The organism is Nocardiopsis alborubida (genome assembly GCF_012396365.1).
In the GTDB taxonomy this organism is placed as follows: Bacteria; Actinomycetota; Actinomycetes; order Streptosporangiales; family Streptosporangiaceae; genus Nocardiopsis; species Nocardiopsis alborubida.
In genome coordinates this window covers 320514-345452 of sequence record NZ_JAAXPG010000001.1, presented here as the reverse complement: position 1 = coordinate 345452, position 24939 = coordinate 320514, and the positions used below count along the sequence as shown (strand labels likewise).

At 72.3% G+C, this 24939-nt stretch carries 24 protein-coding genes; 12 read left to right on the top strand and 12 right to left on the bottom strand.

Annotated features, from left to right (window positions below; all coding sequences use genetic code 11):
• Positions 1-294: 294 nt before the first annotated feature.
• The 4 genes from HGB44_RS01565 to HGB44_RS01550 form a co-directional block, all read right to left on the bottom strand.
• Positions 295-1287, bottom strand: coding sequence for a YihY/virulence factor BrkB family protein (locus HGB44_RS01565; RefSeq protein ID WP_061080693.1), 993 nt, complete (start codon positions 1285-1287; stop codon positions 295-297).
• Positions 1288-1438: 151 nt separating this feature from the next.
• Positions 1439-2011 carry a DUF3618 domain-containing protein gene (locus HGB44_RS01560; RefSeq protein ID WP_061080692.1) on the bottom strand — a complete coding sequence of 191 codons (573 nt, stop codon included), beginning with the start codon at positions 2009-2011 and terminating at the stop codon, positions 1439-1441.
• Positions 1987-2403: a phage holin family protein gene (locus tag HGB44_RS01555; RefSeq protein ID WP_061080691.1), complete on the bottom strand. Its 417-nt coding sequence runs from the start codon at positions 2401-2403 to the stop codon at positions 1987-1989. Before HGB44_RS01555 ends, HGB44_RS01560 begins: the two co-directional genes overlap by 25 nt.
• Positions 2404-2413: 10 nt before the next feature.
• Positions 2414-3076, bottom strand: a complete 663-nt coding sequence (locus HGB44_RS01550) for a hypothetical protein (protein ID WP_061080690.1) — start codon at positions 3074-3076, stop codon at positions 2414-2416.
• A gap of 318 nt (positions 3077-3394) precedes the next feature.
• Between HGB44_RS01550 and HGB44_RS01545 the strand changes: the two genes are divergently transcribed.
• Both HGB44_RS01545 and HGB44_RS01540 read left to right on the top strand, forming a co-directional pair.
• Positions 3395-4642, top strand: a complete 1248-nt coding sequence (locus HGB44_RS01545) for an MFS transporter (protein ID WP_061080689.1) — start codon at positions 3395-3397, stop codon at positions 4640-4642.
• Positions 4643-5006: 364 nt separating this feature from the next.
• A complete protein-coding gene (locus tag HGB44_RS01540; RefSeq protein WP_061080688.1) occupies positions 5007-6041 on the top strand; it encodes a nitronate monooxygenase in 1035 nt (344 codons plus the stop codon).
• Positions 6042-6283: 242 nt separating this feature from the next.
• On the opposite strand, the gene HGB44_RS01535 is transcribed toward HGB44_RS01540, so the two are convergent.
• On the bottom strand, positions 6284-6568 hold the full coding sequence (locus HGB44_RS01535; protein WP_061080687.1) for a DUF1540 domain-containing protein: 285 nt from the start codon (positions 6566-6568) through the stop codon (positions 6284-6286).
• Between the two features lie 408 nt (positions 6569-6976).
• On the opposite strand from HGB44_RS01535, the gene HGB44_RS01530 reads away from it, so the two are divergent.
• Positions 6977-7972: a hypothetical protein gene (locus HGB44_RS01530; RefSeq protein WP_168443878.1), complete on the top strand. Its 996-nt coding sequence runs from the start codon at positions 6977-6979 to the stop codon at positions 7970-7972.
• Between the two features lie 311 nt (positions 7973-8283).
• The gene (locus tag HGB44_RS01525) at positions 8284-10842 is read left to right on the top strand and encodes a penicillin acylase family protein (RefSeq protein WP_210751090.1); all 2559 of its coding nucleotides are present in this window, start codon (positions 8284-8286) and stop codon (positions 10840-10842) included.
• Between the two features lie 63 nt (positions 10843-10905).
• Here the strand turns inward: HGB44_RS01525 and HGB44_RS01520 are convergent, their stop codons facing one another.
• The gene (locus HGB44_RS01520) at positions 10906-11799 is read right to left on the bottom strand and encodes an oxidoreductase (protein WP_061080686.1); all 894 of its coding nucleotides are present in this window, start codon (positions 11797-11799) and stop codon (positions 10906-10908) included.
• A 229-nt stretch (positions 11800-12028) separates the two neighbouring features.
• On the opposite strand from HGB44_RS01520, the gene HGB44_RS01515 reads away from it, so the two are divergent.
• The 5 genes from HGB44_RS01515 to HGB44_RS01495 all read left to right on the top strand — a co-directional run bounded on the left by HGB44_RS01515 (position 12029) and on the right by HGB44_RS01495 (position 18505).
• A complete protein-coding gene (locus HGB44_RS01515) occupies positions 12029-12613 on the top strand; it encodes a TetR/AcrR family transcriptional regulator (protein ID WP_061080685.1) in 585 nt (194 codons plus the stop codon).
• Between the two features lie 93 nt (positions 12614-12706).
• Positions 12707-14320 (top strand): nucleotidyl transferase AbiEii/AbiGii toxin family protein, encoded by a 1614-nt coding sequence (locus tag HGB44_RS01510; RefSeq protein WP_061080684.1) that lies wholly within the window; start codon positions 12707-12709, stop codon positions 14318-14320.
• A gap of 181 nt (positions 14321-14501) precedes the next feature.
• Positions 14502-16184 (top strand): sensor histidine kinase, encoded by a 1683-nt coding sequence (locus tag HGB44_RS01505; protein ID WP_061080714.1) that lies wholly within the window; start codon positions 14502-14504, stop codon positions 16182-16184.
• 25 nt (positions 16185-16209) lie between these two features.
• A complete protein-coding gene (locus tag HGB44_RS01500; RefSeq protein ID WP_082768368.1) occupies positions 16210-16887 on the top strand; it encodes a response regulator in 678 nt (225 codons plus the stop codon).
• A 337-nt stretch (positions 16888-17224) separates the two neighbouring features.
• Positions 17225-18505: an alpha/beta hydrolase family protein gene (locus HGB44_RS01495; RefSeq protein ID WP_061080683.1), complete on the top strand. Its 1281-nt coding sequence runs from the start codon at positions 17225-17227 to the stop codon at positions 18503-18505.
• A gap of 231 nt (positions 18506-18736) precedes the next feature.
• Here the strand turns inward: HGB44_RS01495 and HGB44_RS01490 are convergent, their stop codons facing one another.
• Positions 18737-19636, bottom strand: a complete 900-nt coding sequence (locus tag HGB44_RS01490; protein ID WP_061080712.1) for an ABC transporter permease — start codon at positions 19634-19636, stop codon at positions 18737-18739.
• Between the two features lie 74 nt (positions 19637-19710).
• Positions 19711-20853, bottom strand: coding sequence for an ABC transporter ATP-binding protein (locus HGB44_RS01485; RefSeq protein WP_061080682.1), 1143 nt, complete (start codon positions 20851-20853; stop codon positions 19711-19713).
• A gap of 191 nt (positions 20854-21044) precedes the next feature.
• Here HGB44_RS01485 and HGB44_RS01480 point away from each other — a divergent pair, with 191 nt between their 5' ends.
• Positions 21045-21239 carry a DUF1918 domain-containing protein gene (locus HGB44_RS01480; RefSeq protein ID WP_017563658.1) on the top strand — a complete coding sequence of 65 codons (195 nt, stop codon included), beginning with the start codon at positions 21045-21047 and terminating at the stop codon, positions 21237-21239.
• Between the two features lie 240 nt (positions 21240-21479).
• Here HGB44_RS01480 and HGB44_RS01475 read toward each other — a convergent pair whose 3' ends face one another.
• From HGB44_RS01475 to HGB44_RS01460, 4 genes are all read right to left on the bottom strand, one after another.
• Positions 21480-21971: an FBP domain-containing protein gene (locus HGB44_RS01475; RefSeq protein WP_061080681.1), complete on the bottom strand. Its 492-nt coding sequence runs from the start codon at positions 21969-21971 to the stop codon at positions 21480-21482.
• 225 nt (positions 21972-22196) lie between these two features.
• Entirely contained in the window at positions 22197-22778 is a 582-nt protein-coding gene (locus HGB44_RS01470; protein ID WP_061080680.1) for a GNAT family N-acetyltransferase, read from the bottom strand.
• A gap of 293 nt (positions 22779-23071) precedes the next feature.
• Entirely contained in the window at positions 23072-23275 is a 204-nt protein-coding gene (locus HGB44_RS01465; protein WP_061080679.1) for a hypothetical protein, read from the bottom strand.
• A 62-nt stretch (positions 23276-23337) separates the two neighbouring features.
• On the bottom strand, positions 23338-23712 hold the full coding sequence (locus HGB44_RS01460) for a DMT family transporter (protein WP_061080678.1): 375 nt from the start codon (positions 23710-23712) through the stop codon (positions 23338-23340).
• A 171-nt stretch (positions 23713-23883) separates the two neighbouring features.
• On the opposite strand from HGB44_RS01460, the gene HGB44_RS01455 reads away from it, so the two are divergent.
• Both HGB44_RS01455 and HGB44_RS01450 read left to right on the top strand, forming a co-directional pair.
• Positions 23884-24210 carry a DMT family transporter gene (locus HGB44_RS01455; protein WP_061080677.1) on the top strand — a complete coding sequence of 109 codons (327 nt, stop codon included), beginning with the start codon at positions 23884-23886 and terminating at the stop codon, positions 24208-24210.
• 81 nt (positions 24211-24291) lie between these two features.
• Positions 24292-24861, top strand: a complete 570-nt coding sequence (locus HGB44_RS01450) for a TetR/AcrR family transcriptional regulator (protein WP_061080676.1) — start codon at positions 24292-24294, stop codon at positions 24859-24861.
• The last annotated feature ends 78 nt before the right edge of the window (positions 24862-24939 follow it).

Below are 24939 nucleotides of genomic sequence, written 5' to 3'. Positions count from 1 at the left end.
GCCAATGTCGGCGCTCGAACCTCGCTATAACAGCGTCCGCCAGTAGGTGCCGGATGTGGTCTGGCCGGAAACGTTGCTGGCGTGACGCAAGGGGCCTGACCTGCGGTGATCTTGTACTTATAGCTCATGTCGACGGTCGAACCTCGCTATAAGTACAAGATCACCGCGAATAGGGTCGCCGCGAACAGGGCTCGGCCGCCGCAGGGGGTGCGCCCGGATCGAGCACCTACTGGCGGACGCCCTAAGTACAAGATCACGCTGAGGGTGCGCGCCCGTCGTCGCGGCCCGGGTCCCTCACTCCTGCTCGTGGTGGGCCCGGTGCTTCTTCTTGGGCACGTCGCGCATGTCGACGTAGGGCTCCTCGTCCACCGGCTGGCCGCCGGAGATGGCGCGTCCGCGTTCGATCTCGGCGTTGAACTCCTCGCCGAGCAGGATCGCGATGTTGGTGATCCACAGCCACACCAGGAAGATGACCACCGTCGCCATGGTCCCGTAGGTCTTGCTGTAGGACGCGAAGTTGGCGACGTAGAAGGCGAAGGCGGCCGAGGCGAGCAGCCAGATCACCACCGCCAGCACGCTCCCCGGGCTGACCCAGCGGAACCCGCGCCTGGCGTTGGGCGAGGCCCAGTACAGGAGCGCGATCATGAACACCACGATGAGCAGCAGCACCGGCCACTTCGCGATGTTCCACACCGTCACCACGGTCGAGCCCAGGCCCAGCAGCTGCCCGACCCAGGCCGCGGCGCTGCCGGTGAGGGCGACGCCGACCACCGTCAGGGACAGCAGAACGACCATCAGCAGGGTGACGCCGACGCGGATCGGCAGCGTCTTCCAGATGGGGCGACCCTCGGGCACGTCGTAGACGACGTTGGAGGCGCGCATGAAGGCCGCGATGTAGCCGGAGGCCGACCACAGGGCGATCGCCAGGCTGACCAGGCCGAACACGCCCGCGGCCGCCTGGTTGCCCTGGAGGTTCTCGATGGCCGTCGTCACCAGCCGCGCGGCGTCGGCGGGCATGGTGGCGGAGACGTTCTCGGTCAGGGTCTGTGTCGCGGAGGGCCCCGCCAGGCCGAGCAGCGACACCAGCACGAGCAGTGCCGGGAAGAGCGACAGGATCGCGTAGTAGGTGAGTCCGGCGGCCAGGTCGGCCAGCGCGTCCTCCTTGAACTCGCCGACGGTCCGGCGCAGCGACGCCCACCACGACGACGCCGACATGTCGGTCGGCTTCCCGGCCTCCTCCGGGGAGGAACGGCCGTCGTAGGCGTTCGAGGAGTTGCGTCCCACCATCTTCCCGCTCCTTCCCTCACCGGTCCCGGGGACCGGGGCCCTGGAGGAGGCGGGGCGAAGGACCCTCGGCCCTTCGCCCCGCCGCACGCCCCCGCCGCACGGACACACCCGGGCGGCGTCCCGGCCCGGAGGCGTTCCTCCGGTCCGGGGCTCAGGAACCGCGCATCTCGTCCTTCGCGGACACGGCCTCGTGGCGGGCCTGCTCGCCCGTGGTCTGCGCGGCCTCGGAGGCGCTGCCCTTGAGGTGCTCCCCCGCGGTCCGCGCGGACTCCACCGCCTGCTCCTTCACGTGGGCGGCCGACTCCGCGACCGCCTGCCGGGCCGGTTCGATCGCGTCGGCGTGCTCGCCCACCCGGCGGGCCGCGCGCTGCTCCGCACGGCTCTCGGAGAGGACGGACGCGGCCAGGAGGCCGGCCCCGAAGGCGATCAGCCCCGCGGCGATGGGGTTGCCCTGGGTCTGGTGCACGGCCCGCTCCGGCAGTGACCTCGCCATGCCGACCGCCTGGTCGGTGGTGTGCCGGATCCCCTCGGCGGCCTCACCGGACGAGGGGGCCGAACCCATGACCCGGTCCTTCAGGTCCCGCGTTCCGTGCCGGACCTTGCGGGTGCGCCGGTGCACGACGTTGCGCGGGTTGGCGTGGTCCACCAGACGGTCGGTGTCGTGGGTCAGCTCCGAGCGGGTCCGCTCGATGTCCTGCCTTATCTGGTCGGGTGTTTCGCCCATTGCGCGTCCTCCTTGAGGGTCTCGATGGTGCGTTCCGGTTTCGGAGAGACCTCGCGCATGCGGTTGCGGCCCACGACGGCCAAGGCAGCACCGACGATCGCCCACACCACCGCGACGACCAGCGCGGCCCAGCCCAGGCCGATGAACTCCGCCAGGCCGAACATCACCGCGAGGCTGAGCAGCAGCAGGGCCAGGTATCCGGCCACCGCGGCCCCGCTCAGCAGGCCCGCGGCCTTGCCGGTCTTGACCGCCTCCTCGCGCATCTCGGCCTTGGCCAGCGCGAGTTCCTGGCGGAACAGCGTCTGCAGGTCTCCGGTCACCGCGCCGAGGAGTTCGGAGAAGGACTGCTCCTCCCCGCCCGTCTCCCGCCGTGCTCCGGGAATGGTCGCCATGTCAGCCCCCTCAGAACGTGCGTCCCCGCGGCCCCGGATCCGGCGGTGGCGGACCGATGTCCTCCGGCCGGGGTGTGACGGGCGGACGGGAGGACGCGATCCCCTCGTCCTGGTCGGTCTCGCTCATACGCGGTGCGGGCGGACGGACCTGCTCGCCGGCGGGGAGCGCCTCGGGACTGCTGTCACCGGCCCCTTCCCTGCCCGCGGAGATGTCGGACGAGGCCTTGAGGACGCGCCCGAGCGCGAACCCGGCGATGGCGGCACCGGCCAGGAAGGCGACGGGCCTGCGGCGCGCGAAGCTCCTGGCCTCCTCCACCAGACCCTCCATTCCGCGGTCGTCCAGGAAGTCGGCGGCCCCGCGGCCGCTGCGGGCGATCTGGCGCACGGCACCGCTCACCGGGGAGTCCTGCTCCCCGCTGTCCGCCATGGACGACAGTTCCTCGGACCACTGGCGCAGGTTCTGCGACGTGCGCCGGGTCTGCTCCCGGGCTTCCTCACGCAGGCGGGTCTGGACGTCGTCGGCGACGTGCCGGGCCTCGGACCGGGCCTCGTCCGCCAGGGAGCGTGCCTGGTCCCCCGCCGTGGAGGCGACTTCGCCCGCCGCCCCGCGGGCGGTGTCGGTCAGGCGGCCGCCCGTACCCCCGAGTCCGCCTCTTCCCTCATGTGAGTGCATCGCCAAGCCTCCTTGGAGTCGGCCTGTTGCTCGGTTGGCACCGCGACTACCCCGGCTTCGCCCGGTCATGCACACCGAAAAGCCGCACTTCAGACAAGCCGTCGTCCCCGGTCACGGGGGACGTGAGCCGGCGCCTCCGCTCGCCGCCCGGCCCCCGTACGGCGAGCGGCCGCAGCGTCGCCGCCGGGGCCGGGAAAAGCCGTGGCCGCCCCGGGACTCGCGTGCTAGCTTGGGCGGAATTTCCCTCCGGAACCGTGAATTCCCCCGTCATCACGGGGCTCGCCAGAACCGCGACGTTCCTCGACCAGGAAAACGCCCATGCCCGTGGAGAGAACCGCCGAATCGTCATTGTTCCTGCGCTACACCTCGTTCGCCCTCCTCGGCGCCTCGGCCGATTTCCTTTTCGGCGCGGTTTTCGTCACGGTCCTGCTGGAACGCGGGGCGGATCCGTGGCTGCTGGGACTGATGCTCGGCTCCACGAACCTGGTGGCCCTGCTCGTGGAGGCCCTCAGCGGCGCGTTCGGTGACCGCTACGGCCACCGCAGGCTGCTGGCGGCGGGGCTCGCCGTGTGGGGTGCGGGCTTCGTGCTGATGGGGTACGCGGACGGGCTCGCGCTGACGCTCGCGTCCATGTACCTGTGGGCGGTCGGCTTCCACCTGCAGTCGGGGACGCTGGTCGCGCTCGTGGTCAACCGGATCGGTGACCGCGACCGCCCGGCGCGGATCGCGCGGACGGTGCGGTTCGGCCAGGTGGCGGGGAACAGCGGTGCGGTGCTGGGGGCGGCCTCGGTGATGGCGGCGGGTACCTGGCTGTCCGCGGACGCCCTGGTGCTGGTGAGTGGGGTGATGCTGGTGGTGTTGGCTCTGCTGGCGCCGGTGTGCTTCCCCCGCTCCCCCGGCCAACCGGGGCGTCCGCTCACCGCGATCGTCCGGGAGTCGGCCGTACTGGTGGTGAGCAGGCGTTTCGTGCCGCTGGTGGCCCTGTCCGCGGCGTCGGTCTCGGGGCTGGCCGCCCTCGTACTCTCCTGGCAGCCGATGCTCGCGGCCGAGCACGGCGCGGACGTGCGGCTCAACGGCCTGGTGCTGCTGGTGATGATGGCGGCCATGGCGGCGGGTTCGGCGTGTTCGCGGTTCGTGGGGCGCGACCGGCCCCATGTGTGGGGACCCGTCTTCGCGGCGTCCTCGGGCCTGCCCCTGGTGCTGGCGGCGCACGGGATCGTACCGCTGGTGGCGGGGCTGGCGGCGGCGGAGTTCCTGCTGGGGCTGGCCGTGGTGCTGTCGCACGTGTGGCAGCAGACGATGTTCTCCGACGCCAACCGCAACACCATGTCCGCGATGCTGGGGATGGTGGGCAACGCGGTCAGGATGCTGACCGTGCTGGCGTTCGGGTGGCTGTGGGAGCTGTTCGGACTGGACTGGACGGTGACGGCGGTGGCCGGGTTCGGGGTGGCCGCGGCGCTGGCGACCGTCCTGCTGTCCCGACGCTTCCCGGAGTCGGTGCGGTTCGTCGGGGGTGAGGAGGAGGGATCCCCGGACGAGCCGGAACTGGACGGGACGGGCGGATAGTTGGAGGAAAGAGGCAAGTGGCGGACGGCCGGACAGCGGGCGGGAGCAGGAAGGGGACGCGTCGCTCACACGCCTTTCCCCGTGGGTCGGAACCGGGAAGGAACCCTCCCTTTTCGACCACTCCGGAAAACCCCGTGTCCCATGTCACAGGAACTGTCGGGCAAACGGCGATATCGCGTTTCTGGGCGGGTGCGGTCGAACTCCGGAAAACGCGCGTCGGTAGCATCCCCTGGGTATGGGAGGCGTGGTCCGGCCAGCGCTCCGCTCGCGGGTTCCACGGGGTGATCGGACCCCGGCCGGGACCCACGGGGACGGGGGCGTCGCCGCGCCTCAGCCGGAGCGGCCGAGGACGAGGAGAGGAACCATGAGCCTGGCAGAGCTTCTGCGGGAGCGCCCGATCGTGCAGGCGCCCATGGCGGGCGGTGCCGCCACACCTGCGCTGGTGGCGGCGGTGGCGGGAGCGGGCGGAACGGGTTTCCTCGCGGCCGGGTACCTGACCCCCGACACCCTCGCCGACCAGATCAGGGCGGTGCGGGACGCCGGAGTCGGCGCGTTCGGAGTGAACGTGTTCGTGCCGGGCCCGCCCTCCGATCCGGACGTGGCGACGTCCTACCGTTCCGACCTGGAGTCCGAGGCCGAGCGGTACGGGACGCCGGTCGGCACCCCGGTGCACGACGACGACGCGTGGGCGGCCAAGATCGACCTGCTCGCGGAGACGGCCGTGCCGGTGGTGAGCTTCACCTTCGGCTGCCCGGACGCCGCCGTCCTGGAGCGGCTGCGCGCGGCGGGCAGCGCCACGGTGGTCACCGTGACCACGGCCGGGGAGGCACGCGAGGCCGTGGCGCGCGGAGCCGGCGGGGTGTGCGCGCAGGGCGCGGAGGCCGGGGGCCACCGTGGCGCGTTCGACCCGGTCGGGAGCGTCAGTCTGCCGCTGCGGGAGCTGTTGGCGGACGTGGTCGGCGCGGTGGACGTGCCGGTGATCGCCGCCGGGGGGATCATGACCGGGGCCGACGTGGCCGGGGCCCTGGACGCCGGTGCGACCGCCGCGCAGCTGGGCACGGCGTTCCTGCGCTGTCCCGAGAGCGGTGCCAACCCGGTCCACAAGGCTGCCCTGGCCGACCCCGGGTACACGGAGACGGCCGTGACGTGGGCTTTCACCGGCCGTCCGGCGCGGGGCCTGGCCAACAGGTTCATCGCCGAGCACCCGCGAAGGCCCTTCGCCTACCCCGAGATCCACCACATGACGAAGCCGCTGCGCGCGGCGGCCGCCCGGGCGGGGGACCCCGGCGGGATGGCGCTGTGGGCGGGAGAGGGGTTCCGGGCGGCCGGTGACGATCCCGCGGCGCTGGTCGTGGAGCGGCTGCGCCGCGAGGCGGCGGAGGCGGGCTGGAAGGTCTGAGGGCCGCGGGGGTTCGAGGGTCGCGGAGGCGGGGACGCGCCGGAAGGTCTGAGGGCCGCGGGGTCTGAGCCGGGGTCGCCGGTCGGTGCGGGCGGGAAGGCAGGGCCGCCCGCACCGGTGGGCGCGACTGCTGAGGGGGTCGTGTCGGCACCACGGCGGCGGGCCCGAACGTCAGCTCTAGACGCGGAGCGGCCCCGGACTTCGGACCCGGGGCCGTGAAGTGAGCCGGTGCGCGGCGCCGCTCAGGCGGGCGCGTAGGTGAGGCAGTCCGCCTGCTGGTGCACGTACCCGACGGAGATGGCCGGGGCCTGGCACTCCAGCTGGACGTTGTGCTCGCAGTTGGACATCTTGCAGGCGCCGACCTGGCCGGTGGCGACGGGGTCGCCGCCTTGGTCGCTGGCGCCGAAGAAGGTGTCGCACTGGGCGTGGGAGGAGTTCCCCACGGTGATGGCCAGTGCGTGACAGGAGTGGTCGGTGTTGTAGGCGCAGGCGTCCACCTGGCACGAGTTCACCACGGGCATGTCCATCGCGTTTTCCCCCAGAGCATCGACGGCGCGTCCGAGGCTGTCAGAGAGGACGTCCCGCTTCCAGGACACCGCCTCGTGTCACCGTGAGCAGGACGAAGTGTTGACGAAGGCTTGGCGCGGAGGCGACCCGGAACGCGGTTCCGCCGGGCAGGGCGGGAGTTGTCCACAGACAGATGGGAGGGGCAGCGGCGCGGGTCGGTTGCGTCCTACTCTGCCGCTCGCGGCCGAGCGCCTGTCTGAGGACCTGGTTCCTGAAGCCGTGGGGGTGGGCAACGTCGCCCGCTCACCACGCGCCTACTGAACAGCACCGATGCCTTCTTCAATCCGATTCTTGCAGGTCAGACGAGGCAGACGCCGACCTCTTTCATGGCTCAGATCCCACGTACGCCAAAGCTGTACATTAATCTCATGGCTGGCAAAGGGATCAAACCTGGCGAACTGACCACTCGTGCGGAAATGAAGGCAGCCTTTGGAGGCGGGCAGGGCCAGGGGATCCATCCTTGCGCTACCTCTCCCAACGTGTTGCTCTACACCGACCCTGCCTCAGGTGAGCAGTTCGGCTACTACGACGGCTGGGTCCCCGACGAGGAAAGCTCCGAGCCCCTCTTCGAGTACACCGGAGACGGAGAAGAAGACCAGGTATTCGAAGGCCGCAACGGCCAGAGAAACCGTGCCATTTTACTTCACGTAGACGACGGTCGAGCACTGCGTGTGTTCAAAGCCGTGGGCACTGTCCCCAGAAAAAAGACAAGGATTCAGCGCTATGTAGGGAAGTTCGAACTGGACAAGGAACTTCCCTACGTCTTTCGCGAAGCACCCAACAGGCAAGGCATCTTTAGACGAGTCATCGTCTTTCGCTTGCGCCCGGCTGAGGAGCTAGTGCCACGCCCAGAAGACATCATTGAACCTCTACCTAACACCGAGGTTCGGCAAGTATCCGCCGATGTCTCCACCATCACCACGAGCGTCATGGTGGAGCCAGAGGCACACAACGGCAAGCCCATTTCCAGGTCAGCCGTCCCACAGACCAAAGTCGGCCGCAAAGAGGCTGAATTATGCGATGCCTTCAAGGCCATGCTCGAAAAGCATGAACACGAGGTCAAAAGATACCAAATTAGAGTCGCAGGGCTCTCGTCTAGCCTTCTCACTGACCTCTATGACAACAACTCCAATGTTCTCTATGAGGCCAAAGGAACCAGTTCACGCGAAGCCGTGCGCATGGCCATCGGACAACTCATGGACTACCGGAGACATATCACACCGACCCCCACACTTGCCATCCTGCTACCCGAGAAACCTCACTCAGACCTACAAAGCCTTCTTTCCTCAGTGAATATCCACCTCGTCTACCGGAATAAGGACACCTTTACTGGGTGGCCAGTCGAACCCATTTCTTCAACATGACCTCGTTCCAAACATAGCCTTCTCGAACAACCCGAGCACTTTGCACCGTTCGAGACACCCGACGCAGAGGGCCAGCGCGCATTGAGGCTGCTGAGACGGCAAGCCCACTCGGCGGTGGCGCAGGCAAGGCAGACGCGACTGATTGCGGACGGCACGGATCCAGCCGGGCGGCTGTCCGCTTCCGACCAGGCGGTTCGCGCCATCTTCCGTTCGGCTCCCCGTTGCCTACCAGTTGGTAACAATTGGGTCCGCGTGACCCCGGACTCTGGAGACTGTGACCACGAGCACCCTAGGGTTCCGCCATGGGTGTAATGCGTAAGCGTGTCCTCGTTCGTGCACTTCTGGGCTTCCTCGCCGCGGTCGTGGTGCTGGCCCTGGTCGGCGCGCTCCTGGGGATATGGACTGTCCGGAGGTCGTTCCCGGAGACCTCCGGAGAGCTCCCGCTCCCGGGCCTGGAGTCCTCCGTCACCGTGCTGCGCGACGAGCACGGCGTCCCCCACGTCTACGCGGACAACACCCACGACCTGTTCATGGCGCAGGGCTTCACGCACGCCCAGGACCGCTTCTGGGAGATGGACTTCCGCCGCCACGTCACGGCCGGGCGCACGGCCGAGCTCTTCGGTCCCGACCAGGTGGACACCGACGTCTACCTGCGCACCATGGGCTGGCGGCACGTGGCCGAGCAGGAGTACGAGCTGCTCGCCCCGGAGACACAGACCCACCTCGACTCCTACGCGGCCGGGGTCAACGCCTGGCTGGCCGAGAACGACGGCACCGAGGCCAGCCTGGAGTACGGGCTGCTCTCCGTGCTCAACGGCGGCCACGAGATCGAGGAGTGGACTCCGGTCGACAGCCTCGCCTGGCTCAAGGCCATGGCCTGGGACCTGGGCGGCAACATGGTGGAGGAGACCGAGCGCGCCCAGCTGCTCGACGCCGGGCTGACCCGCGAGCAGATCGAGGAGCTGTACCCGGCCTACCCCCACGAGGAGCACCTGCCCATCACCGACACCGACGAGCACGGTCAGGCCGGGGCCGACGGGGGTTCCGAGGACTCCGATGAGGCGGACCTGCGGGAGGCCGACGAGCGGCGCGCCCCCGAACTGCCGGAGGAGGCCGTCTCCGCGCTGACCGAGGTGGCCGGTACCGCGGCGTCACTGCCCTCGATGCTCGGTCCCAGCACCAGTCCCGACCTGGGATCCAACTCGTGGGTGGTCGGCGGCGAGCACACCGAGAGCGGTCTGCCCCTCCTCGCCAACGACCCCCATCTGGGCGCGTCGATGCCCTCCACCTGGTACCAGATCGGTCTGCACTGCACCGAGCTCACCGAGGCGTGCCCCTACGACGTCAGCGGCTTCAGCTTCTCCGGCCTGCCCGGTGTGATCATCGGGCAGAACGAGTCCATCGCCTGGGGGTTCACCAACCTCAACCCCGACGTCATGGACCTGTACGTGGAACGGATCGAGGGCGGCGACTACGTGGTCGACGGCGAGCCTCGGCCGCTGGAGACCCGCGAGGAGACCGTCCGGGTGGCGGGCGGCGAGGACGTCGACATCGTCGTGCGCTCCACCCACCACGGGCCGCTGCTGTCCGACACCGCCGCGGGCGCGAATCTGGAGGCGTTGGCGGAGGAGCCGGAGCTGGAGGGCGCGGAGGAGGGCGAGTACGCCGTCGCCCTGCGGTGGACCGCGCTCCAGCCGGGCACGACGGCGGACTCGATCTTCGCGCTGAACCGGGCCCGCGGCTGGGACGACTTCCGCGAGGCGGCCAGCCGGTTCGAGGTCCCCGCCCAGAACCTCGTCTACGCGGACGGGGAGGGGAACATCGGCTACCAGGCGCCCGGCCTGGTGCCGGTGCGCGGCGAGGGCGACGGCCGCTACCCGGCGCCCGGTTGGGACTCCGCCTACGACTGGGAGGAGGAGTACCTCCCCTTCGAGGAGCTGCCGAGCGTGTACAACCCCGAGTCGGGCGTCATCGTCACCGCCAACCAGTCGGTCGTGGACGCCGACTACGAGCACATGCTCACCGGTGACTGGGACTACGGGTACCGGTCCCAGCGGATCAACGACCTGCTCACCGAGGCGATCGGTGAAGGACCGGTGACCGGTGAGGACATGTCGCGCATCCATATGGACTCCTTCCACGGCGGCGCGGTCGAGGTCGTGCCGCACCTGTTGGAGGCGGACGTCGACGGGGTCACGGCCCGGGCCCAGGAGCAGCTGCGGGAGTGGGACCTGTTCACCGCGACCGACTCCGCCGGAGCCGCGTTCTACCAGGCCACCTGGCGGCATCTGCTGCCGCTGCTGTTCGACGAGCTGGAGCCGCTGACCATGAGCGGCAGCTCGCGCGGGATGTACGTGGTGGGGCAGTTGCTGGAGGACCCCGAGTCGGACTGGTGGCGGGGCGCCGAGGCCAGCGGGCGCGAGGAGGTGCTGGCCGCGGCGATGGACGCCGCCGCGCGGGAGCTGACCGAGCTGCTGGGCGAGGACCCCGCCGACTGGCGCTGGGGAGACCTGCACACCCTGACCGCGACCCACGAGTCGTTCGGAACGTCGGGCATCGGTCCGGTCGAGTGGCTGTTCAACCGGGGCCCGGTGGAGAGCTCGGGCGGGGCCAGCATCGTCAACGCCACGGGCTGGGACCCGACCGCGGGATACGCGATCACGGCGGTGCCGTCGATGCGGATGGTGGTGGACCTGGCCGACCGCGACGCGTCGACGTGGATCCACCTGACCGGCAACTCCGGCCACGCGTTCCACCCCAACTACGACGACCAGCTGGAGCCGTGGAGCCGGGGCGAGACCCTGCCGTTCGCGGTCACCGAGGAGGCCGTGCGCGCGGCCGCCACGGACGAGCTGGTCCTCAATCCCTAGAGGCGGTCGGCCGGAACCTGCGCGGGTGTGAACCAGGGGGTTCCACCCGCGCACCACCGCGGGTCAGACCGGGTCGGCCGAGCGCAGCGGGAAGCCCACCCCGGTCATCTCCTCCGACAGCGCCCACAGGCGCTTGGCGGCGCGGCCGTCCCAGGCGGCCTCGCTCCGGCTGGACAGGGCGGGGGCGCCGCGTGTGCCGCCCAGGGCCTTGGGCCCGGCGAAGGCCGCGCCGGGCACGTCCTGGGTGGCGGCGAAGATCGTGGGGAGGGCGCCGTTGGCGGCGCTCTGGGCGAAGACCCTGTTGCCGAGCATGAGGGCCGCCCTGGAGAGCGGGTTGGCCCCGTGGCTCTGGAGGTTGGTGGCCGCGTAGCCGGGGTGGGCGGCGGTGGAGAGCACGGGGGAGCCCACCGCGTCCAGGCGGCGCTGGAGTTCCAGCGTGAACAACAGGTTGGCGAGCTTGGACTGGTTGTAGGCCCGGTAGGGCGTGTAGCCGCGGTCCAGGTTGACGTCGTCGAAGTCGATGCCCCGGGCCATGCGGTGCATTCCGGAGGAGAGGGTCACCACCCGTCCCGTGACGTGTTCCAGGAGCAGGTTGGTCAGGGCGAAGTGGCCGAGGTGGTTAACGCCGAACTGCGTCTCGAACCCGTCCTTGGTCACCCCCTTGGCGACCGCCATGACGCCCGCGTTGTTGATGAGCAGGTGGAGGTCGCCGCTCCAGGCCTCGGCGAAGGCGCGTACGGACGCCAGGTCCGCCAGGTCCAGGTGGCGCACCTCGGTGTCGCCCTGCACCCCGGCGGCCTCGGCGCGCCCCTTGTCCACGTCGCGCACGGCCATCACGACGCGCGCGCCCGCCCGGGCCAGGATGCGTGTGGTCTCGATGCCCAGGCCGCTGTTGGCTCCGGTGACGACCGCCGTACGGCCGCTCAGGTCGGGGATGCTGACCGCTGTGGTGTCCATTGCGCCACGGTAGGCGAGCGCACCCGGGCTGTCCATGGCGTCGCGGAGACCGCGACGTCCCCGGGATGTCCCCGGGATGCCCGCAGCGATCACAGCGGCCGCGCGGGGCACGGCGGTCACCACACCCCGGGCTGTCCCCGGCGCCCAGACGCACCCGGGCCGCCCACGGCGGCCACGGCGGCCGCGACGGCCGCGACGGCCGCGACGGCGTCCGTCTATCCTGGTCCGCATGGCCGACCGCCCCTACCACCACGGAGACCTGCGCGCCGTCCTGCTCGCCAACGCCGAGCGGGCTCTGGCCGAGCGGGGGCAGGCCGCGCTGTCCCTGCGCGAGATCGCCCGCGAGGCGGGGGTCAGCCACGCCGCGCCGGGCCGCCACTTCCGGGACAAGCAGGCGCTGCTGGACGCGCTCGCGCTCAGCGGTTTCGAGCGCCTGAGCGGGCGCCTGGAGGCGGCGGCGCCCGAGGAGGGTGACGCGCGGACCCGTGTCCTCGCCCTGGCCAGGGCCTACGTGGGGTTCGCGGTGGAGCACACCGCGCTGCTCGACCTCATGTACGCGCGCAAGCACGACCCCGACGTCTCCGAGCAGCTGTACGCCGCCGTGGGGCGGCTGCTCGAACGGGTGATGCGCCCCATCCTCGACGCCCAGGCCGCCGGGGAGATCGCGGGCGGCACCCCGGAGGCCGTCACGATGACCGTGTCCGCCGCGATGCACGGCCTGGTCGCGCTCACGGCCACGTCCTCCCCCGAGGAGATCGACGCCAAGCTCGCGGACATGGTCGGGGTGCTCTTCGAGGGCCTCGGCCCGCGCTGACGCCCGGGGGCCCGAACCGGATCGCCATCCCGCACGTCCCACGGGCGAGGTTTCCCCGGGGCGCGAGGCCCCCGAGACAGAAGAAGGCCCCCGATGGAGTTCTCCGGTGACTTCGAGACCCACCTGACCCTGGACGCGACCGCCCCCGGGCGCGTCGCGGAGGCGGCGGAGTGGGCGCGTGAGCACGGGCTCAAGTTCACCCACATCGAGCTGGACCGGGGCGCGTCCCCATCACAGCCGATGGTCACCTACCACTCCGGCGGGAGCACTCCAGCGCGGGAGCTCGCCGTGGCGGAGCGGTGGACGGCCCTGCTGACCGAAGCCGGGTTCGCGGTCACCCGCACCAAGGTGGAGGTGTCCCGCCGGGCCGCCGGGGTCCCCGAGGACCGGGAGGAGGCCGGGCGACTGCCGGAGGCGTGCTACTTCGAGACGCACGTCAAACTCCTGCTCCCCGCCTCGGCCGACCTGGCTGCCCTGTCCGCGATCGTGGAACCCCATCGCGCCCGGCTCTCGCGCAACGCGCGCAGGGTACGCGACGACGGCTTGCAGGAGCGGTTCGTCACCCAGCGGTGCTCACGTGTGGGCCGCGGGGAGGCCGCCCGGTTCGAGCACGCGCTGTTGAAGGCCCTGGAGAGGGCCGGGGTGACCTTCGAGGACAAGGAGGGGTGGCAGCCCAGGGTCCTGTCGGTGGAGCGGGAGTTCGTCGTCCACGACACCGCCCTGTCCGTGGACGCCGGGTGGATGGACGCCGCCCCGGTCAAGGACGCCGACGACGTGCCGCCGGACGAGTACGCGCCGGACAGCTACCGGCAGCGCCCGCCCGGCACCTACGTGCCCAACACCGACGGCCCCGAGGCGAGCCAGGGGAAGGTGTTCGACCCCGCGCTCAAGCACCTGGACTACGCCTACCGGGCGGGAGAGCCGGTGTTCGCCGACTCCGGCCTGGGCTCCCGCTGGTGGGAGGCCAACCGGCGGGCGATGGAGCTGGCCCTGCGCGCGATCGCGGGCACGCCGTGGCGGGACAGCCTCATGCTGCGCGGCAGCATGCTCATGCCGGTGTGGGCGGGTGACGCCGCCCGGCGCCCCCGGGACCTGGACTTCGTGGTGGTCCCGGCCGAGACCGCCCCGTTCGGGGACCCGGCCGACCGCATGTTCGCGGACGTGGTCGGGGCCGTCACCAAGGCGTCCGCGCAGGGAATCTCCTTCGACGCCGAGGGCGTGCGGCTGGAGAGCATCTGGACCTACGAGCGGGCGCCGGGCCGCCGCGTGGTCGTCCCGTGGCGGGCCGAGGGCCTGCCCCCGGGCACCGTGCAGATCGACGTGGTGTTCAACGAGTCGCTTCCCGAGCCGCCGGTGGCGGTGTCGGTGGCGGGGGCGGACGTGCTGGCGGCCGGTGCGGAGCTGTCCCTGGCCTGGAAGGTGCTGTGGCTGTACACGGACACCTACCCGCAGGGCAAGGACCTCTACGACGCGGTCCTGCTGGCCGAGAGCGCGCGGCCCTCGCGCGACCTGCTGGTCGGCGTGCTGCGCCCCGAGCTGGGCGACCGGGCCGAGACCGTGAACGAGCGCTTCCTGCGGGAGGAGGGCGGCCTCGACTCCGGCGAGTGGGAGGACTTCGTCAACGACTGCCCGTGGGTGGAGGGCGACGCCGGGGAGTGGGTGGACCGCTTCGAGGCCGCGATGGCGCCCGTGTTCCGGGGGGAGTGAGCGGGCCGCCCCTCTCCCGGACCGGGGGCCGTGTGTCCGCGGGCGGGCCGGGGGCGGTGATGACTTTGTCCCATGTGCCTCCGACACTCCACGCACCGGGAAGGTTCGGCGCGGCTCCGGGGGCACCGCTCGACGGGAGTGCCGGCGGGGTACTGACGGGAGGGCTGACTAGCCTGTGGCCATGCGGGAGATCCGGAGAGAACCGCGCGGGTGGGCCCGTCCGGCCTTCGAGGCCGCGCTGTGGGCCTGCCTCTGCGCGTTGACGGTGATCGAGACCCTCGGGGGGCGCGACCGGCCGCCGGTCCTCGAAGCGTGCCTCCTGGCGCTCGCCATAGCCGTCGCGGCGGCCCTGTCCCGCCCCCTGCCGCTGGTCTCCCTGGGTGTGGTGCTCACCGGAGCGGTCCTGCAACTGTCCGCCTCGGGCCTCCGTCTGGTGGAGACCACCGTGCTCACCCCCTGGGTGGCCGTGGCGGCGCTGGCGCTGCTCACCGGCCTGCGCTCGGAACGGGTGCGCCCGGTGGTGGCGACGGTGGTCGCGGCGTGCTCGTTCACCCTCGTCCTGCACCTGCTGGCGGGACTGGTGTCCGGCAGCGGCGTCCGCGCGTTCCTGTCCGACTCCGTGGACTGGCTGGGCGGCGTCCTCACCATCGCGCTGAGCACACTCGCCCCGTGGCTGTTCGGCCGCTACCAGCGCCTGCACCGTCAGGTGTGGCGCGGCGGCTGGGAGATCGCCGAGCGCATGGAGCGGACCCGCGCGGCCGAGGCCGATCGCGCCCGTCTGCGGGAGCGCGCCCGGATCGCGACCCGGATGCACGACTCCCTCGGCCACGATCTCGCGCTGATCGCGGTGCGCGCGGCGGCCCTGGAGATGACCGCGATCGAGGACTCCGAGCAGGGCCGGGCCGCCGGTGAGCTGCGCACGGCGGCTCACGAGGCCAACCTGCGGCTACGGGAGATCATCGGGGTGCTGCGCGAGGACGACGACGGCGGCGACGGCCGCGTCGAAGCCGCTTCCGGACCGGGCGCGGGCGCGCTGAACACGGGTGAGCCGGACACGGGCGAGCCGGTGGCGGTCCTGGTGCAGCGCGCCTCGGACGCCGGTATGCGGGTCCGGCTGCTGCGGGAGGGCCCCGACCCGGACCCGTCCGCCCCGGGCGGCGGCGCCGTGCACCGGGTGGTCCGGGAGGCGCTGACCAACGCGGCCAAGTACGCGCCGGGGGCGGAGGTGACCGTTCGGGTGATCCGCGAGGCCGACCGGACCCGGGTGTCGGTCGGCGACGCCGGACCGCCGGAGGCCGCGCGGACGGTCCTGCCCGCTCGGAGCGGGGGCGGGTCCGGCCTGGCCGGACTGCGCTGCCTGGTGGAGGAGCTCGGCGGGAGCTTCGCCGCGGGTCGGGAGGAGGGCGCGGGGTTCACCGTGCGGGCGACCGTGCCCGACCCCGGCGCCGAAGCCGGGGTGGAGGAGCCCGGGGAGTCGGAGACGCACCGCGCCCACAGCGAGGCCCGCGACCGCGCGCGGCGTCGGCTGGTGGCCGCCGTGGCCGTTCCGGTCGCGCTGGGCCTGGGCCTGCTGGCGGCCGGTTTCGGCCTCCTGACCTGGATCGGCGTCAACACCGTGCTGTCTCCGGAGCAGTACGGGCGGTTGTCCGTGGGGGACGACCGGGAGCGGGTGGAGAGGGTGCTCCCCCGGTTCTCCTATCCCGAGGACTCGGTGTCGGCCCGGGCGTCCGAACCGCCCGCACCGCCCGGTGCCCGGTGCCTCTTCTACCTGTCCCGGTACGAGCACGGGCTGCCGTCGGTGTACCGGCTGTGCTTCGAAGACGGCGTCCTGGTCGCCAAGGACGAGATCCACCGGACCGACTGACCGGGCGGCCCAGTAGGGTGTCGGCGTGAACGCGACAGACGGTGCCGGGGCGCTGCGCCTCGTCCTCGCCGACGACGAGGCGATGATGCGCGCGGGCTTGCGCGCGATCCTGTCGGCGGCGCCGGGGATCGAGGTGGTGGGCGAGGCCGGGGACGGTGCCGCCGCCGTGGCCCTGGTCGCCGAACACCGTCCCGACATCGCGCTGCTGGACGTGCAGATGCCCGGCACGGACGGCCTGGCGGCGACGGAGGTCATCGCCCGGGAGCACCCGGGGACGGCGGTCGTCATCCTCACGACGTTCTCCGAGGACGCCTACATCGCGCGGGCCCTGTCCGGAGGCGCCAGCGGGTTCGTGCTCAAGAGCGGGGACCCCCGGCAGCTGGTGGAGGGGTTGCGCGCGGTCGCGGAGGGCGGGGCGTACCTGTCGCCGGAGGTGGCGCGCCGGGTGATCGACGAACTGGACGCCTCCGGGGGGCGGCTGTCCCGCGCGTCGGCGGCGCGCGAACGCGTCGGGCGGCTCACCGAACGCGAACGCGGGGTGCTGGCGCTGGTCGGCCAGGGGTGCTCCAACGACGAGATCGCCCGCCGCCTGGCCATCGCCCCGGGCACGGTCAAGGTGCACGTGGGGTCGATCCTCACCCGGCTGGACGTGCGCAACCGGGTCCAGGCCGCCGTCGTGGCCTACGAGGCCGGGCTGGTCTGAGACCGCGGTCCGGTCCCTGTCCGGCCTCAGCACACTGGACGAGGGGCCGTCCACGGGTGACAGCCGTCCGCGGGCGCTGGTCGCTCCGGGGCGCGCGGGTCCATGGGCGCGCGGGTCCGCAGGTTGTCCACAGGCAGGGGCCGGGGCTGGCGGCGAGGGCCTCCGCCGCGGTTCGATGGAATCGGGGGGTCCCCGGGGCTCTCTCCGTCGGCGTGCCCTCACCCCGTTCCCCACCCCCGCACGCCGGTCCCACCATCCGCCCTACCCCTTTGTGCCTACCCGGACGCTGCCGTCCAGGAGATGTGCGCGGGGTGCCCCGGCCCGGAGCATGGCTGGCATGAACACCACCAACTCCATCCGCGCGGCCGCCTACGGTTCGGCCGCCCTCGTCCTCGCCGCGGCCTTCTCCGTTCCCGCCGTCCTCAACGCGGCCACCGACTCCGGGAGCGTGGTCCTCACCCCGCCCGAACCCACCGGCCCGCACGCCGTCGGCCGGACCGAACTGCACCTGGTCGACCCCGACCGCGGCCACCCCTGGGTGGAGGAGGTCACCGAGCGGGACGTCATGGTCAGCGTCTGGTACCCGGCCGGGAACGGCACGGGTACCGGCGAACCCGCGCCCTACGTCACGCCGTCCGTCTCCGGAGTGCTCAAGAGCGAACTGGAGCAAGGGGGGCTGCACCGCGACGACGTCGACTTCGATGCCTCTCGGGTCAACGCCCTCCAGGACGTCCCGGCCGCCGACACGGGCCCGTTCCCCGTGGTCCTGTACTCCCCCGGCTTCCGGGAGTCCCGGTTCCTCAACGCCTCCAACATCGAGCAGCTGGTCTCCCAGGGGTACGTGGTCGCGGCCATGGACCACCCCTATGAGACGCTCGCCGTGGACATGCCAGACGGTCGGGTGCTGCGCACGAACGCGCCCAACACCGAAACCGAGACCTACCGGGAAGCCATCGCGGTCCGACGCGCGGACGCCCGCCTGGTCCTGGACGGGCTGGCCGATCTGGCCGGGGGCGGCAATCCCGACGCGAGCGGCCAGGAGCCGCCTTCGGGGCTGGGCGGGGCGCTGGACCTGGACTCGGTGGGCATGTTCGGCCACTCCGCCGGAGGGCTCACCACCGCCGAGGTGATGCTGGAGGACGACCGCGTCGACGCGGGTCTGGACCTGGACGGAAGCATCGGCTACCACGTCGGGAACGAGGTGTGGTCGGAGGCCAACCTGCGGGGTGCCGACCGCCCCTTCGCGCTCCTGACCGCGGGCAGGTCCGGGGCCGAGCTCCAGCCGCACCACAGCGGGTACAGCGCCGGTTTCCGGACCTTCGTCGAGGCTTCCTCGGTCGACGTCCTGGAGGTGTACATGGCCGACGGCGAGCACATGAGCTACACCGACCACCAGTGGGTCCTGCCCGCCGTCGACGAGGCACTCCAACCGGGGAACCGCTCCTGGGCCGACCTGGTGGAGGGAGCGATCGGCACCGTCGACCCCGAGGAGTCCGTCCGGGCGCAGCGCGCCTACGTCACGGCCTTCTTCGACGCCCACCTGCGCGGTGAGCGGGACCCGATCCTGGACGCCCCCTCGCCGGACCTCCCCGTGATGGAGTTCGTCGGCGAGGACTAGTTCCCCGAACTCGTCGGCGGCACGGGCGGCGTCCGGACCGGGCGCCGCCCCCGGCCCGTCCACGAGGCCCGGACGGAGCGCCCGTACCCAGCACCGCGGGAGGCCCGGGGCACGCCTCCTGCGGCCGTCGTCGTGCGGGTGACGGACCCCGGCGAACGCCGGTGGGCCGGTCGTCGCCGACCGGCCCACCGGACGGGGGCGGCGTCGCGGCCGCCCCCGCCGCCGGGTTCCCTACACGTCGCGCACGCGCAGTTCGGCGTGGGCCACGATCTGCGCGGCCAGGGCCCAGCCCACGACCGCGGCGATGTTCACCGGCCCGTCGTGCGGCGCCGTGTAGAAGCCCACGTCACCGCCCGCGTAGAACTCGATCCCGGCCGTTCCCGGCATCAGCGCCGCGAAGTCGTTGATCATCTGCACTTGGGAGAGCTGCATGACCATCGGCAGCCCCAGGAGCAGGAGGAACCCCACGATGAACGTGCCCGGCATGCTCCGCGTCGCCGTGCCGATCCCGACGAACAACACCGCGAACAGCGCCATGCACACGCCCGCGCTCAGCGCCGTCACCAGGGTCTCGGCGACGTCGGCGGAGGCGTACCGGCCGACGAACACGCTCAGCACCGCGACCGCCGTCACCGTGGCGAGCACGCCCGCCGCGAAGGCCAGACCGGCGGTCACCAGCGTGCGCGCGACCAGCACGGTCCCCCGGGCGGGCCGCCACAGCAGCGTGCTGGTGACGCCGCCGTTGCCGAACTCCCCGGTCGAGGCCAGAGCGGCCATCACCAGCACGGCGACCTGCACCAGGTAGAAGTGCCCCTGCGAGGTGAGCCGCATGAACGCGGCGCCGTCCGCCTCGTCCGGGTTCTCGATGATCCGGGTCCACTCGGTGTAGCCCATGAGCGCGGCGAAAACGGCCATGCCCGCCAGCGCGGCCCCGAACGCCCACCACGTGGAGCGCAGGGACGACTGCCGGACCCACTCGGCTCCGACCTCGCGGAACAGCTCCGTCCGGAGGCGGCTCCCGGCGCGGTCGGTCCGCGCCCCCGCCGCCTTCGCCGCCCGCCCCGGGTTTCCCGGGCCTGCGAGGTCTTCCTTCACACCCGTGGCACCCGGCGCCTTCGACACACCCGACATGCTCTCCCCACCCCTGTCGTCCGGTCCGTTCCCGCTTCCGCTTCGGGCTTGCGCCCCCTCCTCCTGCCACCGGATCACCGGGACCTCCTGCGTCCCATACGGCGCAGCAGTCCGGCCGATCCCGCGGTGTCCCCGGGAGCCTCCGGATTACCGGCAGCGGCTCCCCTCTCCCCCATGGCGTTCGCGGAGGCGGGTACCGCGCTCCCCGGGGCCTTCCGGCCGGAGGCGGCGGACCCGGAGCGGGCCCCGTACTCGACGGCGTCCCCGGTCAGTTCCAGGTAGGCCTCCTCCAGCGAGGCCTCCTCCAGCCGGAGCCCGTGGACCCGTGCTCCCGCGGCGTGCGCGTGGTCGCCGACCTCCGCCGCGCCGAGCCCGAACACCCTCAGACCGGTGCCTCGGGCGTCGTCGCCGTCACCGGTGCCACCGGTCTCCCTGGCGCCCCGAACATCCCTGTCGTCCCGGGCGTCCTCCGCGGCCTCGACCCGCACCGACGACCCCAGCCGCTCCAGCACCTCCCGCAGCCTCGCGGCGTCCGGGCTGTGGACCAGCACGTGCGTGCGCGACCAGGCCGCGATCACGTCGGAGATCGGCGCGTCCGCGATCAGCCGCCCCCGGCCCACCACGACCAGGTGGTCGGCGACCATCTCCATCTCGCTCATCAGGTGGCTGGAGACGAACACGGTGCGCCCCTCGTCGGCGAGCCGCCGCGTCAGGTCGCGCATCCACCGCACGCCGTCCAGGTCGAGCCCGTTCACCGGCTCGTCGAACAGCAGTACCCCCGGGTCGCCCAACAGCGCGTCCGCGACGCCCAGCCGCTGGCGCATGCCCAGCGAGTACCCGTGGACCCGCTGGCGCGCGACGTCGGACAGGCCGACCTCCTCCAGCACCTCGTCCACCCGCCTCCGCGGGATCCCGCCGCCCACGGCCTTCGCGGTCAGGTGGGCGCGGGCGCTGCGCCCGGGGTGGGCGGCGTCCGGCGACAGCAGGGCGCCGACCTGCCGCGTCGGCCGGTCCAGCCGCCCGTACTCCCGGCCGTTGACCAGCGCCTCTCCCGACGTGGGCCGGGCCAGGCCCAGCAGCATCCGCATGGTCGTGGACTTCCCGGCGCCGTTGGGCCCCAGGAAGCCGGTCACACGCCCGGGCTCGACGGTGAAGGTGAGCCCGTCCACCGCCGTCCTCCCCCCGTAGCGTTTGGTCAGTTCGCGCACCGTGAGCACGGTTTCCCCTCTCTGCCGCTCTCTTGGTGCACCACGCTAGGAAGAGGGGCCGGGGCCCCGCATCTGTGGTTCGTCGGGAACCGGATACGCACTTGTGCCTACCCGGCGCCGCCCGGGGCCGTTTCGCCGGACCCGCGTTTCGGGTAGGTCCCGTTGGTGACGGCCAAGCGGTCGAACGGGGGGGAGAGATCATGCGGGCGTCCATCGGCGACTACGTGCGTACGCACGGGGTCGTGAGCACCGAGGGTCAGCACGTCGGGGAGATCGTGGAGATACGCGGCGCCGACGACGGGCCGCCGTACGTGGTGCGGTTTCCCGACGGTGAGGAACGGCTCGTCTACCCCGGGCCGGAGACGGTGGTGGAACCCCGGCACCCGGTGGACTGAGGGGTACCGGAGGGGCCGCCGGGACAGCCGGCACGGGCGGGGCCGCCCGGGCTCCCGGGCATCCGGACGGGCGGGACGACCCGGTCTGTCACCCTCCGGGGGGAGCGACCGGAACAGCCGGCGCTGGTCAGGGACGTCGGGACGGCCGACCCCGGGACCGGACCCGACCACGGCGGGCACGCAGGGCGGCGGCGGGCGTGACGCCCGCCGCCGTCGTGTCCCGGTCCTGCACGGGGGGCGTCAGGCCGACAGCCGGTCCAGGAAGCCGCCCAGGTTGGTCGAGGCGCGGGCGATCTGCTCGTCCACGGTGAGGGACTCCTCGAACCGCCCTCCCGGCTCCGGCTCCTTCTTCCCGCGGATGTACAGCGAGCAGGCGAAGTCCGTGCACATGTACAGCCCCACCGTGCTGCCCGCCTGGCCGGAGCGCCTCGTCTTGGGCGCGGCCAGCAGCGCCACGCCCCGCCCGGGGTGGGTGGTCAGGCACACCGAGCACATGCTCCGGCGCAGTCCGGCGCGGGCGTTCGACAGCCGGAAGGCCACGCCCACGAGCCGGTCACCGTGCTCGGTGACCAGGTAGGCGCGTTCGTGCGCGGTGTGGTCGCGCCAGCCGAGGAAGTCCAGGTCCTCCCAGGGGCGCCGGTCCAGGTCGCGCGGCAGTGAGAGCCGCTGCGCCTCCCCCTTCGAGCAGTTCACGAACGACGTCCGGATGTCCCGCTCAGTCAAAGCTCTCATGGGAGGGACGCTAACCCCGCAGGTCGGGCCCCGGCAACGCTTTTACGGCGCGGCGGAATCCGCCCCCGCGACACGGAACGCCCGCGCCACCGGGCGTATCGCCCGCTCCGTCCGCACCGCCCGCGCCCCATGTGTCCCATCCCACCCGCGCCGACCGCTCCCCGGCGTGGGTCGGCCGTCCCGCGCCCGCGGCCTGCGGGACTCCAACCTCACGATCCCGCCGTCTCAGGAGCGCCTGATCAGGTAGAGCGCGAAGGGTTCTCCCCCGTGGCGGATCTCGCGCGCGTAGCCGAACCCGAGCCGTTCCATGACCGCGCGGGAACGGAGGTTGTGCACCTCGGTGAAGGAGGCCACCTCGTCCGCGCCGAGGTCGTCGAAGGCGAACGCCAGCCCCGCGCGGCCGATCTCGCTGGCGTAGCCGAGCCCCCAGAAGCACTCGCGGACCGCCCAGCCGACCTCCAGGCACCAGAGGGAGTCCACCACCGCGCGGGACAGGCCGCCGCGCCCCACCAGCTCGCCGGTCCACCGGTCGTGCGCGATCCACTTGTGGACGCCGTCGGTCTCCCAGGCGCGTCCCATGCGCAGGGCGCTCTCCCAGGCCTCTCCCCGCGTCCACCTGCCGCCGTACCACCGGGCGATGCCGGGGTCCCTGTGCAGCCGCCACAGTTCGTGGGCGTGCTCGGGGCCGATGGGGTCCAGGCGCAGCCTCCGCGTGAGGCGGGTACCGGACGGGCCCCGCGGTTCGGCGGGTTCGGCCGGGGTTCCCGGCGGAGCGCGGCGGCGGTGTCTGCGGTTGAAGCCGGTCACGGGTACTCCAGCCGGGTGTGGGTCTCGGACAGGGATTCGGACGGGACGGCGGCGAGGCCCCGCTCGCCGGAGGAGTCGCCGAGTGTGTGGAAGGGTTCCTCCGGGGGCGGCGCTCCCGCGGCCGGAAGGCCGCACGCGGGTTCCGGGCGCACCCCCGTCCGCCCTCTCCGCTCCCACGCGAGAGAGTCTAGGTCCCGACCCTCCCGTACGGCCGTCATGGCCGTGTACTGGGACTTTCCCGTTATCCGCCGGACACTCCGCGCGTACCGTCCCTCCGCGGCGCCGACCGGGCGTCAGTCCCGCTGGAAGAGCCGCGCCGTGTACAGGACCGCGCCGGAGGCCAGCCCGGCCAGGGCCAGCGAGGCCGCGAACGAGGCGGCTTCGAGCACGAAGCCGGAGAGCTCGGCCGTCTCGGCCAGGAACCGGCGCGAGGCCTGGCGGGAGAGGACGAACACGGCCACGAAGACGACGAAGGAGACGACCGAGGAGACCTTCACCTGAGTGTTCCGGGGTGTTGGAGAGGACGCATGCGGGCCATCCTAGGACGCTCCGCCCCGGGTCACTCCCCGGGCCCGGAGGCCGGACCCGCGACGGCCCCCTCCCCCTCCCCCTCCCCCCGCCCGCCCATCTGGAGGAGCGCCGTGCCGACCGCCACCAGCAGCAGACCGCCCAGTCGCGGCCAGGTGAGCGCCTCGCCGAGCAGGGTGGCGCCCAGGACCGCCACGGCGGCCACGCCCAGCGCCGTCCACAGGCCGTAGGCGACCCCGACAGGCATCCCGTGCCGCAGTGCGAGGGAGAAGAGGTAGTAGGCCGCCACCACGCTGACGACCGTCAGCGCGGTGGGGACCGGGGCGGTGAAGCCGTCCGAGGCGCGGGTCGCGAACGCCCCGAGGACCTCGGTCACGATGGTCGCGACCAGGAAGAACCAGGCCATGGCGTACCCCTCCGCATCACGGGACTTCCGCGCCCCAAACTATATGAACGATAGTTCAACTTATAGTCCAGGCTCCTGTACTGGTTCAAGTGCCATGCCAACTAATACTAGTTGAACTATCGTTCATTTTGTGTGAGGCTCTGCTCCGACGGAACACATCTGGGAGGAAGCATGCTGCTCGCCTACGCCCTCCTCGCCGGGACCGTGGCGCTTGAGGTGGTCGGAGCCCTCGCCACGCGCTACTCCGACGGGTTCACCCGCCCCCTGCCCACAGCGCTCACGGTCACCTCGGTCCTCGGCGCCTACTACCTGTTCTCGTTGGTGCTCCTCGAAGGGCTCGACCTCGGGGTCGCCTACGCCGTCTGGGCCGCCGCGGGCGTCGCCTCCGTCACGCTGGTCGGCGCCCTCCTCCTCGGTGACAGACTGACGCGCACCCAGTCCGCGGGCATCGGCCTCGCGACACTCGGGGTGGTGTTGTTGCAGCTGGGAGCGGCCTGAGGGCTGTCGCCCGACCGCTCACCCGGAGCGTGCGCTGCTAGACTCCAGCGAGCCGAACAGCCTGCGGCCCTGGAGGCGGAGATGACGCGAACGACCGGTGCGCGAGTCGACGGACGACGCGCCCGGGGCGAACGCAAGCGGGAGGCGATCATCGCCGCGGCCCTGCGCGTCATCGAGCGCGACGGGGTCTCCGGGGCCACCCACCGAACGGTCGCCGGGGAGGCCGGGGTCCCCGCGAGTTCGGTGGCCTACTACTTCGCCACCCTGGACGACCTGCTCGTGGCAGCCCTGACCGTGGCCTCGGACTCCTACATCGCCCAGATGCGCCGGGTCATGGACGCCGACGGCGACGACCTCGCGACCCTGGCCCAGCTCATCGCCGAGGCCGCCGGACCCGACCGGCGCCGCGCCCTGGCCGAGCGCGAGCTGACGCTGCTCGCCGCGCGCCGCCCAGCGCTGCGCCCCATGGCCCTGCGCTGGCGGGAGACCCTCACCGAGATCGCACGGCGCCACACCGACGACCCGGTCGCTGTGGAGGCCTTCCCCTCGGTGTCGGACGGGTTGTGCGCACGCGTGCTGCTGGGAGGGGACACCCCCACCGTGGGCGAGATCGAAGCCGTCCTGCGCCACACCCTGCGCGCCCGGAGCTGACCGCGCGATCCGAACACCACGTGTACCCGGCTCCGCACGCCCGCCATGGGCCCCGCGCTCGCCGGCACCGCCCGCGCC

What these genes read in the sequence shown, in the direction of transcription:
- HGB44_RS01565 (WP_061080693.1), bottom strand. Translation starts at nt 1,287, where the DNA reads ATGGTGGGACGCAACTCCTCGAACGCCTACGACGGCCGTTCCTCCCCG.
- HGB44_RS01560 (WP_061080692.1), bottom strand. Translation starts at nt 2,011, where the DNA reads ATGGGCGAAACACCCGACCAGATAAGGCAGGACATCGAGCGGACCCGC.
- HGB44_RS01555 (WP_061080691.1), bottom strand. Translation starts at nt 2,403, where the DNA reads ATGGCGACCATTCCCGGAGCACGGCGGGAGACGGGCGGGGAGGAGCAG.
- HGB44_RS01550 (WP_061080690.1), bottom strand. Translation starts at nt 3,076, where the DNA reads ATGCACTCACATGAGGGAAGAGGCGGACTCGGGGGTACGGGCGGCCGC.
- HGB44_RS01545 (WP_061080689.1), top strand. Translation starts at nt 3,395, where the DNA reads ATGCCCGTGGAGAGAACCGCCGAATCGTCATTGTTCCTGCGCTACACC.
- HGB44_RS01540 (WP_061080688.1), top strand. Translation starts at nt 5,007, where the DNA reads ATGAGCCTGGCAGAGCTTCTGCGGGAGCGCCCGATCGTGCAGGCGCCC.
- HGB44_RS01535 (WP_061080687.1), bottom strand. Translation starts at nt 6,568, where the DNA reads ATGGACATGCCCGTGGTGAACTCGTGCCAGGTGGACGCCTGCGCCTAC.
- HGB44_RS01530 (WP_168443878.1), top strand. Translation starts at nt 6,977, where the DNA reads ATGGCTGGCAAAGGGATCAAACCTGGCGAACTGACCACTCGTGCGGAA.
- HGB44_RS01525 (WP_210751090.1), top strand. Translation starts at nt 8,284, where the DNA reads ATGCGTAAGCGTGTCCTCGTTCGTGCACTTCTGGGCTTCCTCGCCGCG.
- HGB44_RS01520 (WP_061080686.1), bottom strand. Translation starts at nt 11,799, where the DNA reads ATGGACACCACAGCGGTCAGCATCCCCGACCTGAGCGGCCGTACGGCG.
- HGB44_RS01515 (WP_061080685.1), top strand. Translation starts at nt 12,029, where the DNA reads ATGGCCGACCGCCCCTACCACCACGGAGACCTGCGCGCCGTCCTGCTC.
- HGB44_RS01510 (WP_061080684.1), top strand. Translation starts at nt 12,707, where the DNA reads ATGGAGTTCTCCGGTGACTTCGAGACCCACCTGACCCTGGACGCGACC.
- HGB44_RS01505 (WP_061080714.1), top strand. Translation starts at nt 14,502, where the DNA reads ATGCGGGAGATCCGGAGAGAACCGCGCGGGTGGGCCCGTCCGGCCTTC.
- HGB44_RS01495 (WP_061080683.1), top strand. Translation starts at nt 17,225, where the DNA reads ATGAACACCACCAACTCCATCCGCGCGGCCGCCTACGGTTCGGCCGCC.
- HGB44_RS01490 (WP_061080712.1), bottom strand. Translation starts at nt 19,636, where the DNA reads ATGTCGGGTGTGTCGAAGGCGCCGGGTGCCACGGGTGTGAAGGAAGAC.
- HGB44_RS01480 (WP_017563658.1), top strand. Translation starts at nt 21,045, where the DNA reads ATGCGGGCGTCCATCGGCGACTACGTGCGTACGCACGGGGTCGTGAGC.
- HGB44_RS01475 (WP_061080681.1), bottom strand. Translation starts at nt 21,971, where the DNA reads ATGAGAGCTTTGACTGAGCGGGACATCCGGACGTCGTTCGTGAACTGC.
- HGB44_RS01460 (WP_061080678.1), bottom strand. Translation starts at nt 23,712, where the DNA reads ATGGCCTGGTTCTTCCTGGTCGCGACCATCGTGACCGAGGTCCTCGGG.
- HGB44_RS01455 (WP_061080677.1), top strand. Translation starts at nt 23,884, where the DNA reads ATGCTGCTCGCCTACGCCCTCCTCGCCGGGACCGTGGCGCTTGAGGTG.
- HGB44_RS01450 (WP_061080676.1), top strand. Translation starts at nt 24,292, where the DNA reads ATGACGCGAACGACCGGTGCGCGAGTCGACGGACGACGCGCCCGGGGC.